This is a genomic window from Flavobacterium sp. 38, assembly GCF_057799715.1.
Map to the genome: position 1 here is coordinate 131,000 of NZ_JBYNWZ010000010.1, position 17,566 is coordinate 148,565.

Sequence of the window (17,566 nt, forward strand, 5' to 3'; positions counted from 1 at the left end):
AAATCGTCGCAGATTATTAAATAAAAAATCTATTAAATCTGCTCTAATCTGTAGAATCTGCGTGAAATAATTTTGCTAAAAACTAATCGCCAAAGAAGTCGTTACAAAAGTATTCGCATCCGTTGGTAGATTGTTTTTTGTAAAAATTTCATCCTTGCTTTTCAGATTTCTTGCTTCAATTCTAAACATAACATTATCAGTAACTAAGTAATCAAAGTTAGCCGAAAATCCGTAAGTTTTAAAACCGTTTGGCGTTTCTGTTGCGATAATTACTCCCTTTTCATCACTGTAATATTCACCGCGCGCTGCCAGCTGAATCTTATCTGTCGGTTTGTATTGTAAAACTAAAATTGGCGAAAACCAAGTGTCATATTTGTTACTATTTTTAGCCGATTGTTGCGAACCAATATCAAAACCAGCCGTTAGATTTGTTTTTTCTGTCAACTTAAATTGCCCATAAAAATCATTAAAATAACGCCATTTCTTGTCAATATCTGGCTGTTCATTTCCAACATAGGTGCTCCAATTCAAAGTCACATTATCAGATGGTTTATACGTAACCTGCGTTCCAAAAGCCGGAGTCTGATTGCCCTCCACTTTTTCAATTCGCTGCCAACCGTTCAAATACATTCCCGCCAAATACCATTTTCCAGATTCAGACGTGTAACCAATTTTCACGCCCGCTTCATAATAAGGCGAATTCTCAGCAAGAATACTTCTTGTCAACGTTTGACAATCTTTCCCAATCGCACTTTCAAAACCAATATGCGAAGGCATAATTCCCGCATCAATCCATAAATTATGGTTTTTCGAAATCTTCACACCAACATTGGCTTCATACACATTTTGCAGTAAATCCTGCTCTGCAGACATATTGTATTGCGCATAAGTTCCTGCCATTAAAGCAAAATTCCCTCGAATATTATCTTTAGAATAATTCACTTTTGCCATTCCCATATTCAGGTTCACTTCATTACTTTTATTATAACTATAGAAAAATCCTGGACGCGTATGATCGTCAGGTTTCCCAAAATCATAACTATAATAAACATCAACATATCCCGAAAACGTAAACGGACTTTTAGATTCTTCTTGTGCATGTAAATTGCTAAAACCAAAAGCGATTAAAGCAGTAAGTATTATTTTTTTCATAAGTCATTGCGAGGAACGAAGCACTCTCGTCCTCTTAATTAAATTAATATTTAGTAGATTTTTTAGGAGCTAATCCCGCTATCCGCTACAATCTTTTTGTGCCGAACCCCGGCACAAAAAGGATTTTCGCTACTATCGGGGCTAGGGCATTTGGGGTAAAAAAGGCGTTTTTTGTTCTAATTTTTCATTCAGTTTGTCATCCTGACGAAGGAAGGATCACACAAGAAATTCCACACAGCGGATCGCCAATCTTTGTTGAGTTACTCGCGGAGATCCCTCGTTCCTCGGGATGCCAAACTTTATGGTTACTTTATTTTAAGTCTTTGTGGGATTCATACCTACAAGGTTTTGAAAATCTTGCAGGAGAGACCTCAGGAGCTTAGTTGCTTAGAACCTTAGCACCTTTAGAAGAAAGCTGATCCAAAGCCATATTCAGTTCCAAAACATTCACAGTTTCAGGTCCAACAACAGCCGTATTAATTTTAGATTCCACTAAAGCTTTTACTTTCGCGTCATCTAGTTTTCTTTCTTTAGCAACACGTTTCACTTGAATTAAAGCGCCTTGTGGAGAAATATTTGGATCTAATCCGCTTCCTGATGCTGTAACCATATCAGATGGAATATCAGCTTTTTTCAAGTATGGATGAACCAATAATAAAGTATCAATTCGTTTTTGAACCAAAGCCAAATATTCAGCATTCCTCGGACCTTTGTTGCTTCCGGCACTTCCGGCCGCATTGTAATCTACTGCAGAAGGTCTTCCCCAGAAATAATTCGATTTATCGAACTTCTGTCCGATTTTTTGATAACCAACCACTTTTCCGTTAAACGAAATCGTTTCACCTTTTCCTTGATTTGGAGCAATCTGTGCAATTCCATAAATCGATAAAGGATATATAACCGCAAACAGAACTAAAGTGCAAATGGTAAGTTTCAAAAGAGATATTATATTTTTCATTTCATTTGTTTTTAGAAACCTGACGGGTTTTCAAAACCCGTCAGGTTTAATTTTTTTACATAAATAAGGCAACAATTAAATCGATCAATTTGATTCCGATAAAAGGAACGATTAATCCTCCAAGTCCATAAATCAAAAGATTACGTTTCAAAATTGCACTCGCACCGATCGGACGGTATTCAACACCTTTCAGCGCAAGCGGAATCAAAATCGGAATGATAATCGCATTAAAAATCACAGCCGATAAAATCGCACTTTCTGGACTGTGCAAGTGCATAATATTCAAACCTTGCAAAGCTGGAATCGCTGTAATAAAAAGAGCAGGAACAATCGCAAAATATTTAGCTACGTCATTGGCAATAGAGAAAGTAGTCAACGTTCCTCGCGTCATTAAAAGCTGTTTTCCGATTTCTACGATTTCGATTAATTTGGTTGGATCATTATCCAAATCCACCATATTTCCAGCTTCTTTTGCAGCTTGCGTTCCGCTGTTCATGGCAACACCAACATTCGCTTGGGCAAGGGCAGGAGCGTCGTTTGTACCGTCACCCATCATAGCGACTAAACGGCCTTCTTCCTGTTCTTTGCGGATATAATTCATTTTATCCTCTGGTTTTGCTTCGGCAATAAAATCATCAACGCCAGCTTTTTCGGCAATAAATTTCGCCGTCAGCGGATTATCGCCCGTAACCATAACCGTTTTAATTCCCATTCGTCGTAAGCGTTCAAAACGTTCTTTCATTCCGGTTTTGATAATATCCTGCAATTCAATAACACCTTGAACCTCATTGTTTTTAATTACTACTAATGGCGTTCCTCCGTTAGAAGAAATCGTAATGACTTGTTGCGCTGTATCTTCTGGAAAAGCATTTCCTGCTTGTTCTGCGATTTTTTTGGCAGCGTCTTGTGCACCTTTTCGAATATTAGTTCCGTCTTTTAAAATGATTCCAGAAGTTCTGGTTTCTGCAGTAAATTTTATGGTTTGTGAAATTTCAGATGTATTTTGTAAAACACTTGGTTTACTTTCATTCTTTACCTCTAACATTTCACTTAATTCCAAAATACTTTTTCCTTCCGGAGTATCATCAGCAAGCGAACTCAAAACAGCCGATTTCACGAAATCATCAAAAGCAATTCCTTTGGTTGGATAAAAATTGGTTGCTTTTCTATTTCCGATTGTGATTGTTCCAGTTTTATCCAAAAGCAAAACGTCAATATCACCAGCAGTTTCAACCGCTTTTCCTGATTTGGTAATTACGTTGGCACGCAAAGCTCTGTCCATTCCCGCAATCCCGATCGCAGAAAGCAAACCACCAATTGTGGTCGGAATCAAACAAACAAATAAAGCAATAAAAGCAGCAATAGTAATAGGAGCGTTTGCATAGTCGGCAAAAGGTTTTAAAGTCACGCAGACGATTACGAAGATTAAAGTGAAAGCGGCTAATAAAATAGTCAAAGCAATTTCGTTTGGCGTTTTCTGACGGCTTGCACCTTCAACCAAAGCAATCATTTTGTCCAAGAAACTTTCGCCAGGTTCAGAAGTTACTTGTACTTTAATTTTATCAGACAAGACTTTTGTACCGCCCGTTACAGACGATTTGTCTCCGCCAGCTTCTCGAATCACTGGAGCACTTTCTCCAGTAATAGCACTTTCGTCAATCGTTGCCAAACCTTCGATAATTTCACCGTCAGTTGCAATAACATCACCGGCTACGCAGACAAAAATGTCTCCTTTTTTTAATTGTGAAGAGGAAATCGTTTGACCGTTTTCCAATTTCGCAGGTGTTTCTTCGCGAGTTTTTCTTAAACTGTCGGCTTGTGCTTTTCCACGTGCTTCGGCAATTGCCTCGGCGAAATTGGCGAATAAAAGAGTTGCCAATAAAATTAGGAATACAATTAAGTTGTAAATAAAACTTCCCTGATCGTTGGCGCCCATTAAGATCGAAATGCAAACCACAAACATAATTGCAGTTCCGATTTCTACGGTAAACATTACCGGATTTTTAATCATCATTTTTGGATTCAGCTTCACAAAAGACTGCCATAAAGCTTCTTTTACCTGCTGGCTCTCAAACAATGATGTAGATTTATTAGTTGTCATTTTTCTTTTTGTAAAATGTTATTTGTAAAAATGTTATGCTTTGATTTTAAACACATAGAGGCATAGATTTCAATCTTCAACATAGCCCACGGTTTCAACCGTGGGTACGCAATACATTTTCTCAATCTGTGTTCCCACGGTTGAAACCGTGGGCTATGTTTGAAATACATTTCGAGAATATATTCATCCCGATAGCTATCGGGACTATGTGTGAAAACTAGTTTTTTCTAATTCCTTTTTTTAGATATTGAATTCCTATGTTTCTATGTGTTTAAAATATCTTCAGCATTATTAAAGTGTAAAATATTCAGCCAATGGCCCCAGTGCTAAAGCAGGAAAGAAAGAAAGTGCAGCAATAATCGCGATAACAGCAAAAATCATAATTCCGAAAATTGAAGTATCTGTTTTTAAAGTTCCTGCACTTTCCGGAATGTATTTTTTATTGGCTAATAAACCTGCAATTGCCAAAGGCCCAATAATCGGAATGAAACGAGCTAGCAGTAAAACAATCCCCGTAGTGATATTCCAAAACGGATTATTATCTCCCAAACCTTCAAAACCAGAACCGTTGTTGGCAGCGCTCGAAGTATATTCGTATAACATTTCAGAGAATCCGTGATTTCCAGGATTGTTCAGCCAGCCAGTTGCATTTCCGCTAAACCAATAACCCATTGCAGTATCGTGAGCTGCGAAATAAGAAGCCAAAGCAGTTCCAGCTAAAATCAATAAAGGATGAAGAATAGCAATAAAAGCAGCAATTTTAACCTCCCGAGCTTCGATTTTCTTTCCTAAAAATTCAGGAGTTCGACCTACCATTAATCCAGAAATAAATACTGCCAGAATAATAAAGATGTAGAAGTTGAGGTAACCGACACCGCATCCGCCGTAGAAAGCATTAATCATCATGGCAAGTAATTGCATAGCACCAGAAACTGGCATCGAACTATCGTGCATACTGTTTACAGATCCTGTCGAAATTACCGTTGTAGCAATACTCCAAAAACCTGAAATCGCTGGCCCAAACCGAACTTCTTTTCCTTCCATCGCTCCGGTTGTTTGCGCAATTCCCATTTTTTCTATGGCAGGATTTCCGTTTAATTCGCTTGAAATGGTTGGAACCACTAATAGTAAAAATCCAATTGTCATTACACCAAAAATGATATAAGCAAATTTTCGTTTATTTAGGAAGAAACCAAGCGCAAAAATCATCGCAAACGGAACAATCATCTGCGCCCAAAGTTCAATAGCGTTTGTTAAATAAGTTGGATTTTCTAAAGGATGTGCAGAGTTAGCTCCGAAGAATCCACCGCCGTTTGTACCAATATGTTTAATGGCAATAAAAGCCGCTGCAGGTCCGCGTGAAACTTCTATTTGGTCACCTTGCAAAGTGGTAATCGCATCTTTTCCTTCAAAAGTCATTGGAGTTCCGCTGAAAACTAAAGCAATAGCTACAATTGCAGAAAGCGGTAATAATATACGTGTACAGCTTTTTACGAAATAGTTGTAGAAATTCCCCAATTTGTCTGTAGTTCTTTCGCGCATAGCGGTAAAAACCATTGCGGCTGCTGCGATTCCGACTCCAGCTGAAACAAATTGTAAAAACATCAATACCATTTGCGATAGGTACGAAACCCCGCTTTCACCAGAATAATGTTGTAAGTTACAGTTTACAACAAACGAAATGGCGGTATTAAAAGCCAAATCGGGTGACATATTCGGGTTGTTATCTGGATTTAAGAATAACGAACCTTGAAACATTAAAACAAAAAAGCAAAGAAAGAACCAAACCATATTGATGCTTAAGAGTGCTTTCAGATGCTGTTTCCAGTTCATTTCTTCAGCCGGATTGATTCCGCTGATTTTAAAAATAAATTTTTCAAGCGGATTGAAAATCGGGTCAAGAAGTGTTTTATCTCCTTTGAAAATTTTAGCAATATATTTTCCGAAAGGAATTGCTAAAAGAACAGTCAGGATAAAAATTCCAATGACACCTAGTAACTCTGTATTCATAATTTTTTTATTATTTGTGAGATGTGAAGCTGTAAAAGTGAGATGGTATTTGTAAAAATGAGATGCATTTAACATTTCACTTTTGACATTTCACGTTGATTAAAATTTTTCAGGTTTGATTAATACATAAACCAAATACAAGAAAACAGCAATTGAAACAATAAATAGTGCAGTCATGATTTAGATTTTTTCAAAGAATTCGACAGAAAGGAAACAAATGGCAAACAGTACAACTGCAAGTCCAAGTAAAAGAAATGTGATCATTATTTTAGATTTAAGATTGTAGAGTTTAGATTTTAAACTCCGGAAGTATTAACTTGTTTGATGTATTCGGCCTTTAAAGTCTGCGGAAAAAGATGTGAGATATTGCAGTGACGCATTTCCATAAAAGAAGAAACAGAGAAAACATACACGTTTGAAATCGCATTTTTAGTTTCTAAGCTTCCGCTAATAAATAACCGTTCCGCAAGTGCTAAACATTTTTTAGCCCGAACGATATTGCCACTGATAATCGATTTTTTGGTAATCTCAGCAAACCGTTCGGCTTGTTTGTAGATGGTATTAACTTGATTTTTCATAAGAAAGGATTTTAATGTTCTTTCCCGCCTTATGCCAAATTATATTCCGAAAATGATGAGATATGGTTAAGATGTTGTAAAATAAGGGGTTATTGTTTTGTGCCAAAATTTGTGCATAATAAAAGCCTATCAAAATGATAAGCTTTTATTAAAATGAGAGGTTTCTCGAAGTATTGTACGTTCCTGCAATCCCGAAGCTTCGGGACAAAACCTTGTAGGTTTGATTTTTAAATTAAACGTGTCGAGTATAATACCTACAAGGTTTTAAAAACCTTGCAGAAAACTAAACAGAAAATGATTTTTGGAATTTGGAATTTAAATTTTGGAATTTTATATCCCATATTCTTCAATTTTCCGATACAAAGTAGCAATTCCAATTTCCAATAATCTCGCTGTTTCCGCTTTATTTCCTTTTGTATAATTCAAAACCTTCTGAATATGCAACTTCTCGATGCTCTGCATAGAAAAAGCAGACATACTTTTAGAAGATTTTTCACTTTGTTGCTGCATTTCATACGGAAGAACATCAGAAGTCAAAATTTCGCCGTTGCTCAAAATAACCGATCTTTCGATGATGTTTTTAAGCTCGCGAATGTTTCCTGGCCAAGAGTAATTTTCTAATTTCTGAACAAAATCATCAGAAACAGCCAATGTTTTTTTATTCGTTTTTTCAGAAAACTGTTTCACAAAAAAATTAACCAAAAGAGGAATATCTTTCACTCTTTCTTTAAGCGAAGGAAGTTTGATTTCGAAAATATTCAAACGAAAATACAAGTCAGAACGGAAACGATGTGCCTCGCTTTCTTCTTTTAAATCACGGTTTGTCGCCGCAATCAATCTGAAATTTGATTTTTTTGAAGTCGTGTCTCCAACTGGAATATATTCACTAGTTTCCAGAACACGCAATAATTTAGCTTGAAGATCAATTGGCATTTCACCAATTTCGTCTAAGAATAAAGTGCCGCCGTTAGCTTCTTCAATAAACCCTTTTTTATCTTTTAAAGCTCCTGTAAAAGCGCCTTGTTTGTGTCCGAAAAGTTCACTTTCCAAAATTTCTTTGCTGAAAGTACTACAGTTTAAAGCCACGAAAGATTTTCCAACGCGATTACTATTTTCATGAATTGCCTGTGCAAAAACTTCTTTTCCGGTTCCCGTTTCTCCAGTTAATAAAACGGTCGAATCGGTTTTAGCCACTTTTTGAGCGAGATCAATTACTTGTTCAATTCCTTTAGATTTGCCAATAATGGTATTGAAAGAATATTTATCATTTATGCGCTTTTCAAGTTGTTGTACTTTCTTTTGCAATTGTACTTTTTCGACAGCTTTATAGAGAAGCGGAATAATTTTATCATTATCATCTCCTTTTACGATATAATCAAAAGCGCCATTTTTCATCGCCTGAACGCCGTCGGGAATATTTCCGAAAGCGGTTAGGAGAATAACTTCTGTTAAAGGAAAACTACTTTTTATATTTTGAACAAAATCAACTCCGTTTCCGTCAGGCAATTTTACGTCACACAAAACGACATCAACATCAGTTTGTTCGAGTTTTTTAAAACCCGATTTTAAATCTTTCGCTTCAAAAACTTCAAATCCTTCCGATTTTACGATACGTGCCAGAAGACTTCTCAGTTTTTCTTCGTCGTCTATAATTAAAATTTTGTGTGTCATTTGCAGATAATGCTAAAATCAAATTTTGATATTTGATGTACAAATTTAGGGGTAAAACCAGTTTGCTTTTTTAATTAGGTCGAAATTATTTTTAAGAGTATAATCAGTTTTAAAATATTATCTTCAAAAAGAAATGTACTTTTAGTTCGAAAAATGAACCACTAAAAATTTATGTCAAAACAAATTCTCCTAATACTAACTGCTATAATTTTTAGCAGTTTCAATGGTTATTCAAACGGAATAATTGAAAAAGATTCTTCAAAAACGAAGACTATTTCATTTAAAATCAAATTAAAATCGACCGGAAAAGTAAAAATCACGCCTTCAATATTAAAATACAACAAACATTTTGCCTACAGTTTTACGCTTGACGACGGTTACAGATCGGCTTATTTGACAGCTTTCCCATTATTAAATGGAGGAAAAATTAGTGCTTCAAATAAAAATGGATGGAAAATAGATCAGGGTGGAGACGGAACAACTTCAAAAGGTCTTTTTTATACAGACGGATTGGGTAATAAAATTCCGTTCAAACTAGCATTAGCCATAAACGGAGCATCTTTAAATAATTTGCCTAATCGTGGACATCTTTCTTGGGATGAAGTTCGTGAAATGTACAATGCTGGTTGGGATATTCTCAATCACAGTTTTCATCACGCGACCAAACACGGCACCAATTATTTGACAGAAGTGACAGATAATACAAAATCAATAAAAGAAAATCTGAACTTCACAATGTCGCATTTTGTAGTTCCGGGCGGAGAAGGAGATGATAAATATTATTTAGAATATGAGAAAGAAGCGCTTCAAAACGGTCATTTTTCTGCAGCTTCTTATTATGGTGAAGGACCGATTTATAAAGCAAATGATAAAGTGAATTTAGATAAACTGATTTCGGCAAGAACTTTTGTACAGAGTTCAAAAGACACGATAAGTTTTAAAACAATGGACAACTATTTAAAAAAGATAGATTCTATTTTAAAACAAAAAGATGCAGTTTGGTTTAACGAATTCACACACGGAACAGGAAATACAAATCTTTGGAATCTCAGTACGCGTTTTCCTGATTTTAAATATTATATGACAACACTTGCCGATAAATATGGCGCAAATGGAAACGACTCAATCTGGATGGCACCGTGGCAGGAAGTCTACGAATATATTTGGCTAAGAGACAGAATAAAAATTGATTTCGTTCAAAAAGATAAAGAAGTAACGGTAACGATTCAGCTTCCAGAAATTCCAGAAACTTTCAGACACAAATCCATTTCGCTTTCAGTTGATTCTGACTCAAAATTTGAAACAGAGTCTAAAACTCCAGATTTTACTATTCAAAATGACGGAAGTAAAAAACATAAATTAATTGTGATTGATTTGAAAAACTAAAATAATTTTAAACACATAGAAACATAGTTTTTTCTCTTTATATAAAAGGAGACTAAAAGAAACTAGTTTCTAACACATAGAAAGCTATGTGAATTGATGCAAGTGAAACGCCTTTATAGATTCAGTTTAACTATGTCTCTATGTGTTTAAATAAAAAACCTAATCAATTTCCTTTTCGTTATCTTTTATAAACGTATCAATATTCATTAAATACGGATCGACAACAACACGTTGAGGTTTGGTTTTGATTTTAATTTTTCCGTTAATTTGATTGTTTTTCATTGGAAAAGTATAACGAAGTAATTTTCCGTTTTCATCATAAATTCCAATATCGATTGTCGCATCGTTTACAATTTGTTTTCGATTTCCTTTTGCGTCTTCGTTGTATTTAAACGATTCAGCTTTAAAAGAAACTTCATAAAAACCATTCTTTTTCACAGTTTCAACTTTTGAAATTTTAGAAGAATAGGTTATAATCTTTTTAAATATTTCATCCAGTTTCGGATAAAGTTTAGGATCCGTCACCAAATAAATTTCCTTCAATAAATCTTCAGAATCGGGAATTCGATTTGGATATTTATAGTGATTCAGAAAGTTGTGCAAAGCCAGATTTACTTTTTCTTCGCCAATTAAAATTCGCAATTGATGCATAACCAGCATTCCTTTATCATAAGGCAAATGCGGTGTTTCGTAATTCGTTTTATATAAAGGCGTTTCAGGTTCGTAACTTCGACTGCTGAGATATAAATCCAGATGAATTTTTAAAGTTTCTAAAGCTTTTTCTAAACCATGTTCTTTTTCATAAAGCATCAATTCAGTGTATTGCGCTAAAGTTTCGGTCAAAATCCAGCTTCCTTCTTTTTGCTCTGGACTAATCTGCGCATTTCCCCACCATTCATGAGAAAGCTCGTGCGCTGTTAATTGATTGATAACATCTTCTTTGTCTCGATTGTTGAGGTTGCTGTAAAAACCAAAATTCTCTTTCATAAAAACCGTTGACGGATATGAAGTTGCTGCAAATCCATCCGCGAAAGCGCTGACTTCGGCATAACGAATGGTTTTGTACGGATATTTTCCAAAATTATTTTGGCAATAATCCAATGTGTTTTTTACATCCTGAATCAATTTTGCAACGTTTCTGGAATGTCTTTTGTCAAAATAAACTTCAATGGAAATGCCTTTATATTTCGTTTTTTTGATTTCATATTCCGCGGAAGCGAAAGCAAATCGAAACGGAATTTTTCCATATGATCTATAATGAAAATAATTGCGATCACCTTTTTGCCAATTTCCAATTAAATCGCCAATTCCAATTGCGGTTTGATTTTTTGAAGTTGAAACTATAGTTTCGTAATCCGTAAAATCATTCGAGATTTTCGATTTATCGTCCAGTTTTTTAAGCGGAGTTTGATTAGGCAAATGTCTTTTAGCGCGTTCCTTTTCACTGCTGATTTCATTAGAATCCTGATAGCCAAAAGCTGGAAAATAACGACTTATTCGCATAAACGATCCATTATCAATAATAGAATTAAAAGCGGTATGTCCTTTAAATGGCGACCAGGTTGATTGAAAAGTAAAACTCATTTTCATTTTCTGCTGAGGTTGCAAAGGCTTTTCCAATCTATACCAATAATGCTGAAATTTAGAAACATCGTCCAGTTTTTTGGCATTTTTGATTTCAACAGAAGTCAGTTTCGAATTTCGATCTATATATAGGAGTAAACTATCAATTGGTTTTTCAGAATTATTGATCAATTCATAAGTTCCTTTTACTTCGTAACGATTTTCATCTGGAAATAAATCAACATTGCTTTTTACCGAAAGAATTGTCGGTTGAGCAAGATTTGCATATTTTTTATATTGCTTTTCGTATTGTTCGCTCCAATTATTTTGATCGTCTTTGGTCAAATACGGATATTCGATATTGGTTTTATAAAAAAGAAAACTTCCAAAACCGATGAAAATAATAAGACCGAAAGCAAAAGTTGTTTTTTGAATTTTGTTAAATGAATTTCTTCGAATGGTTTTTAGAACAGAAGTATTTCGTTTCCATAAAATTCCAATCAATGTGAGAAGTATTAAAGCCAATCCGAAATTGTATAACATCGAAATATGAAACGGAAAAGTGTAACTTCCGAAACCATTCAGATCAAAATATTCTCTTTTGAAAGAATCTCCAAATCGCAATAACGGATGTTCAATTCCTAATTGTTCGCCACTTCCGGTGCAGAACAAAAGAACGATAAAAGCCGAAATCGCCAATCCTAAATATTTGTTTTTAATGAAAGTCTGAATCGCAATTATCAGAATCGAAATCAAAAACAACGGAAATCCGATATAATAAAAAAGCGAAAGATAAAGGCCGATTTCGATTGGCGCATTGGCATTCATTAACTGAAATCCAATCCCAATCAAAATACTAATGGCAATAATCAGTATCGGAACTATAAAAAGTGCTGTCAGTTTTGAAAGTAAAACCGAAAATGGAGCATAAGGCGCGGTATTTTCGAGCATTTCAAACTTAGAACTTTCGCTACGGTTTACTAATTCATTCGAATAAAAAAGAACAATCAGAATCAGAATAAAAGGTAGGCGATCGATAATTGTCGAAATCATCAACGCCGTATTCGTTATATTTTCTGCCAATCGAATTCCGCCGTCAATTTCGTCTGAAATCTCAATCAGCAATAATCCCGAAAATAAAAGAACAATCAGTAAAAACGGAATTCCTTTTAGAATTAAATAAATATCCAATTTCAAATTGCTTTTAAAAACCGCCCAATTGTGTCTGAAAGTTTTAATTTCAATTTGCTTCGGAATTTCGGCAGAAAAAAATCTAGTTTCTTTTTGAACTGTTTTGATTGATTTTACCTTTTTAGTTTTCATTTTTCGAAAAGAAAACAATTTATACGAAACAAAAAGTAGAGCCAAAGAAATACAAATCCATAAAATTCTATTGAATAAAAAATTGCCCGAAAGCGAAAGTAACTGGGTATTTTTCTCCACAGAAGTCCAATATCGGGTTTGTTCTAAAAACGCTGCCAATCCAAACGGATCAATTTTCGCAGCCAAAGACATCGCTTTCGCTGAAGACGGAGAAGCATTTGCAAATAGGGGAGAATTCGAAAAAACCGAACCTGCGATGTATAAAATGTAAACCAATAATCCGCCAACGTAAATAAAAAGTTTACTTCTGGTAATCCACGCGAGCGCCGTAACGATTGAAAGACACAACAAAATATTCGGAATCACAATCACAAAATAAGGCCAGAGATAATTCATGATTTCAAAAGGTCCAATATCGCTTCCCTGAATCCAAGGCATTAAATGTCCAATCATCAATCCAATAATAAACATTCCGAAAGAACTTACTGCAATGACAAACGCTGTAACAAATCGACTGAACAAATAATTGAATTTTGAAATGGGAGCAGCGAAAAGAATAGCATCAAATTTAGTTTCATATTCTTTTAAGAAATTCTGAGCAGTCTGAATCGTAATCGAAAAAATAACCGTCAGCGAAATCAGACCAATCGCGTACGTCAAAACAAAAGGTCCGTTTTTGTAAGCACCCGAAAAAGAGAAATTCGCAAAAGCGCCCGTCATAAAACCCAATACTATATATATAAGGTAGGAAGCATAAAAAGTCCAGTTTCTGGAATTATTATGCCATTCAAATTGAATTAATTTAGAAAGCATAATACTATTTTTTTAGGTTTTGAGATAAAACATTGAAATACACATCGTTTAAATCTGGTGAAACCAATTCAAACTCAGAATCAGGTTTTTGTTCTGAATAGACATGAATATTGAGTTTTCCGGAATTTAAATGAGAGGAAATAATATTGAATTGCTTTTTATGTGATTCCAATTCTGTTTTCTGAATCGCTTTCATCCATATTTTATCTTTAAGAGAATTAACCGCTTCGTTCGGATTTCCTTCTAAAATCAATTTTCCATTGGCGATGACAGCCATTTTGGTGCATAAGTCGCGAACGTCTTCTACAATATGTGTCGATAGAATTACGATAATGCTTTCACCGATTTCGCTTAAAAGGTTATTGAAACGGTTTCGTTCTTCAGGATCCAATCCGGCAGTTGGTTCATCGACAATAATAATCTTCGGATTTCCCAATAAAGCCTGTGCAATTCCAAAACGCTGACGCATTCCGCCCGAAAAAGAATGAACCGCTTTGTCTTTATGCTGCAAGAGATTCGTCTGCTGCAATAAATACAAAATCTGGTCGTGTCGCTCTTTTTTATAGACAATTCCCTTCAGAATTGCCAAATGATCCAATAAACGATAAGCCGATATTTTCGGATAAACCCCAAATTCCTGCGGAAGATATCCGAGATTTTCTCTAATAAACATTGGATTTTCCAGGATATTGATTCCGTTAAACTCGATAATTCCCGAAGTCGGTTCCTGCAATGCAGCAATGGTTCGCATTAAAGTCGATTTTCCCGCGCCGTTCGGGCCGAGTAAACCAAACATTCCGTTGGTAATTTCAAGCGATAAATTATCGATCGCCTGCGTACCGTTCTCATACGTTTTGCTGAGATTTTTGATGGATAAACTGTTCATTTTTTGATTGATTTTTGATGATTATAGAAATGATGATTTGAAAAATTTAGGCAATAGAAATCCTGTCGGTCATAAAAACCGATTTTTTTAAAGTCAGAATGAAAATAGAGTTTACTCGTTTACGTATTCTAAAATATCTCCGGGCTGACAGTCGAGAATTCTGCAGATCGCTTCGAGCGTATCAAACCGAATCCCTTTTGCTTTTCCTGTTTTTAGAATCGATAAATTAGCAGGCGTTATATCTAGTTTTTCTGCCAACTCTTTACTCTGCATCTTGCGTTTGGCAAGCATTACATCAACATTTACAATTATTGGCATAGTTATATAAATAAGTCTTGTTCGTTTTGAAGGTTTAAACCTTGTCTAAAAATAGCGGCGAGAAAATAAGCAAAAGCGCCCAGCATTCCGTGTAATATGATAAACATCCAGACTTCATTATCCAGCGGAACAAAAAAGAATGCAATAAAAATCACAATACTCGGAATTAATAAATTCGCTAAATAAAAACGCCTCAAATGCGAAACCCCGTTTGGAGTAAATAATTTTGGCTGAAAAAATACTTTGAAAACATTACTGCTCAACAAAAAGAAAAGTCCGTAAAGACTCAACGGAGCCAGAAAATCAAACAATATATAAGGTAGGTTATAATCGCCCAGCATTAAAGGGCGTTCTGTAAAAGGGTAACAAACCTGAAAATACTTTCCGTTATCTTTAAAAGTTAAAAACAATCCTGTTATTAAAGAAAAAGTTGAATAAGCTGCCAGAAAAAAATAAACCGCAGCTAAAAATCGGGTCAGATAAAATAATATTCTGGAAACGATATGAGTTGTTTTCATGTATCACAAAGTTAAATTGATATTGCAAATGTATAATTAATTATTGTAAAACAATAATTAATTATCAAAATTTAGCCATTATAGTTTTAGGTTATAATATTATAGTTCAATTAACACTAGAAATAAAAAGGCATTGGCATAAATGACTTAATTTTGCATTTTAGCCTTATTTATATATGAAAAACCCAATTTCAGTCTCAATATTAGAGCTTGCGATTATCACCCAAGATAGCAACGCAGCAGAAACATTTCAAAAAACAAAAGACATTGCCCAACTTGCCGACAAAATCGGATACAAAAGAATGTGGCTCGCAGAACATCACAATATGGCACACGTTGCCAGTACAGCAACAGTCGTATTAATTGGTTATATAGCAAGCCAAACTCAGAAAATTCGCGTAGGTTCTGGCGGAATCATGCTTCCGAATCATTCGCCTTTAGTGGTGGCAGAACAATTCGGAACATTAGAAACCCTTTATCCAAACCGAATCGATTTAGGTTTAGGAAGAGCGCCGGGAACAGATCAGCCAACTGCCGAAGCAATCAGAAAAGACTTCTTCGAGCAGGCGCAGCGATTCCCACAGAATGTAAGCAAGCTTCAAGAATACTTTTCATCTGAAAATGCCACAGGAAAAGTCCGCGCATTTCCAGCAGAAGGTTTAAAAGTGCCAATCTGGATTTTAGGATCAAGTATGGATAGCGCAGCTCTCGCAGCCGCTTACGGACTTCCTTACGCTTTTGCAGGACACTTTGCGCCAAAACTAATGATTCAGGCATTTGAGTTTTACAGAGAAAATTTCCAGCCTTCTGAATTTCTAGATAAACCCAAAACAATGGCATGTCTTAATATTATTGCGGCAGACACAAATGAAGAAGCAGAATTTCTTTCTACTAGTTTATATCAAATGTTCTTAAACCTAATTAGAAACGACCGCAAAGGATTACAACCGCCCGTTCCGTCATTAGATGATATCATGAACGAAGCAGAACGCTTCCATGTAAACCAAATGACAGCCGGAACCTTTACAGGTAATAAAGAACAGTTAGTTGCAGATCTTAAAAAGTTCATCAACTACGCTAGAATCGACGAACTAATGGTAACAAGTCCAATCTTCGATCACGAAGCAAAATTAAAAAGCATTCAAATTACCAAAGAAGTAATCGATGCGATAAATGAATAATATATAAGGTAGTTTGCGCTATTATATATAGGAACGATTTTTTAGATTCATAACCCGACAGGTTTCCAAAACCTGTCGGGTTTGCTTATTTTATATGTATAGATTCCAATTTTCTGTAGAAGCGCACCGCAGTGCGTCTCACGCAACGCTATTCACGTACGTATAATATATTAATAGGCAGGCTGAGCGCAGCGAAGCCGTCAGGATTGGAATTTGGTCCCGAAGCTTCGGGATAAAAAAATTGGGATTTAATAAAGATAAGGAGCCATTTCCCGCTATCCGCTGCAATCTTTTTGGGGCGAACCCCGCCCCAAAAAGGATTTCCGCTTCTATCGGGGCTAGGGGAGCCGTTTCCAGAAGAAGTTTTACGCTTATTTGGCATAATAAAAGAGCCTGAACACTGAAAAATCCATATAAATAATGGAAGAAAAGAAGCCGAAACTGCCAAAACCATAATCAAACCAAGAAAAACCTCACAGGGAATTGAAAAACTTTAAAAATTAAAGACAAGGTTACCAGTACGTTAACAAAAAGATTGAAAAAAAGGCAAAAAAACCTGCCGAAAAAGCTTGGATAACTGTAAAAAGGGGCTACTTTTGCACCCGCAACAGCAAAAACGCTCATCGAAATGCCGGCAGGCTTTAAGGATAAAAAAGAAAAGAAATTTTCAGGAAAAAAGATTCGGAAAAGCTTGCAGGAAAAGAAAATGCTTTTTATATTTGCACCCCGCAAAACACGGAAAGCCCTTTGAAGGATTGGAAGGAAAATTAAGGAAATGGGATGAAAAAATTCCCAAAAAAAACTTTAAATTTTTCTTGCAGGAAACAAAAAGAAGTTTTAGTTTTGCACCCGCTTTGAGAAACAAGCGAAATTAAAAAGAAGACACGTTCGTAGACATATTGAATTGACAGCCGTCCGAATCGAAAGATGAGGACAAAAAAAGAATAAGAGCAGTAGAGTCGGAAGATTCGAAAAAGAACCGATAGGAAGCATCGACTATATAATATTAAAATATACGATGAAGAGTTTGATCCTGGCTCAGGATGAACGCTAGCGGCAGGCTTAACACATGCAAGTCGAGGGGTAGAAGTCTTCGGGCTTTGAGACC

The 17,566-nt window shown here is 35.5% G+C and carries 13 protein-coding genes and 1 rRNA gene; 3 read left to right on the forward strand and 11 right to left on the reverse strand.

Annotated features, from left to right (window positions below):
- Nucleotides 1–75: 75 nt before the first annotated feature.
- The 7 genes from AC3E9W_RS19775 to AC3E9W_RS19805 form a co-directional block, all read right to left on the reverse strand.
- Nucleotides 76–1,152 (reverse strand): porin, encoded by a 1,077-nt coding sequence (locus tag AC3E9W_RS19775; protein WP_488769712.1) that lies wholly within the window; start codon nucleotides 1,150–1,152, stop codon nucleotides 76–78.
- Nucleotides 1,153–1,531: 379 nt separating this feature from the next.
- Nucleotides 1,532–2,110 carry a K(+)-transporting ATPase subunit C gene (locus AC3E9W_RS19780; RefSeq protein ID WP_488769713.1) on the reverse strand — a complete coding sequence of 193 codons (579 nt, stop codon included), beginning with the start codon at nucleotides 2,108–2,110 and terminating at the stop codon, nucleotides 1,532–1,534.
- Nucleotides 2,111–2,165: 55 nt separating this feature from the next.
- Nucleotides 2,166–4,211, reverse strand: coding sequence for a potassium-transporting ATPase subunit KdpB (gene kdpB / locus AC3E9W_RS19785; protein WP_488769714.1), 2,046 nt, complete (start codon nucleotides 4,209–4,211; stop codon nucleotides 2,166–2,168).
- Between the two features lie 291 nt (nucleotides 4,212–4,502).
- A complete protein-coding gene (gene kdpA, locus AC3E9W_RS19790; RefSeq protein ID WP_488769715.1) occupies nucleotides 4,503–6,221 on the reverse strand; it encodes a potassium-transporting ATPase subunit KdpA in 1,719 nt (572 codons plus the stop codon).
- Nucleotides 6,222–6,320: 99 nt separating this feature from the next.
- A complete protein-coding gene (gene kdpF, locus AC3E9W_RS19795) occupies nucleotides 6,321–6,398 on the reverse strand; it encodes a K(+)-transporting ATPase subunit F (protein WP_269237904.1) in 78 nt (25 codons plus the stop codon).
- Nucleotides 6,399–6,517: 119 nt separating this feature from the next.
- Nucleotides 6,518–6,799, reverse strand: a complete 282-nt coding sequence (locus AC3E9W_RS19800; protein WP_488769716.1) for a DUF7674 family protein — start codon at nucleotides 6,797–6,799, stop codon at nucleotides 6,518–6,520.
- A 330-nt stretch (nucleotides 6,800–7,129) separates the two neighbouring features.
- Nucleotides 7,130–8,470, reverse strand: coding sequence for a sigma-54-dependent transcriptional regulator (locus AC3E9W_RS19805; protein WP_488769717.1), 1,341 nt, complete (start codon nucleotides 8,468–8,470; stop codon nucleotides 7,130–7,132).
- 171 nt (nucleotides 8,471–8,641) lie between these two features.
- Between AC3E9W_RS19805 and AC3E9W_RS19810 the strand changes: the two genes are divergently transcribed.
- On the forward strand, nucleotides 8,642–9,856 hold the full coding sequence (locus AC3E9W_RS19810) for a polysaccharide deacetylase family protein (RefSeq protein WP_488769718.1): 1,215 nt from the start codon (nucleotides 8,642–8,644) through the stop codon (nucleotides 9,854–9,856).
- Between the two features lie 159 nt (nucleotides 9,857–10,015).
- Here AC3E9W_RS19810 and AC3E9W_RS19815 read toward each other — a convergent pair whose 3' ends face one another.
- The 4 genes from AC3E9W_RS19815 to AC3E9W_RS19830 all read right to left on the reverse strand — a co-directional run bounded on the left by AC3E9W_RS19815 (nucleotide 10,016) and on the right by AC3E9W_RS19830 (nucleotide 15,277).
- On the reverse strand, nucleotides 10,016–13,555 hold the full coding sequence (locus AC3E9W_RS19815) for a M1 family aminopeptidase (protein ID WP_488769719.1): 3,540 nt from the start codon (nucleotides 13,553–13,555) through the stop codon (nucleotides 10,016–10,018).
- Between the two features lie 4 nt (nucleotides 13,556–13,559).
- Complete coding sequence (locus AC3E9W_RS19820; RefSeq protein WP_488769720.1) at nucleotides 13,560–14,441, reverse strand: ABC transporter ATP-binding protein; 882 nt, start codon at nucleotides 14,439–14,441, stop codon at nucleotides 13,560–13,562.
- 111 nt (nucleotides 14,442–14,552) lie between these two features.
- On the reverse strand, nucleotides 14,553–14,759 hold the full coding sequence (locus AC3E9W_RS19825) for a helix-turn-helix domain-containing protein (protein WP_306158690.1): 207 nt from the start codon (nucleotides 14,757–14,759) through the stop codon (nucleotides 14,553–14,555).
- A 2-nt stretch (nucleotides 14,760–14,761) separates the two neighbouring features.
- Nucleotides 14,762–15,277, reverse strand: a complete 516-nt coding sequence (locus AC3E9W_RS19830) for a DUF2975 domain-containing protein (protein ID WP_488769721.1) — start codon at nucleotides 15,275–15,277, stop codon at nucleotides 14,762–14,764.
- 176 nt (nucleotides 15,278–15,453) lie between these two features.
- Here AC3E9W_RS19830 and AC3E9W_RS19835 point away from each other — a divergent pair, with 176 nt between their 5' ends.
- Nucleotides 15,454–16,458 (forward strand): LLM class flavin-dependent oxidoreductase, encoded by a 1,005-nt coding sequence (locus AC3E9W_RS19835; protein WP_488769722.1) that lies wholly within the window; start codon nucleotides 15,454–15,456, stop codon nucleotides 16,456–16,458.
- Between the two features lie 1,015 nt (nucleotides 16,459–17,473).
- Nucleotides 17,474–17,566, forward strand: a 16S ribosomal RNA gene (locus tag AC3E9W_RS19840); the annotation flags it as partial.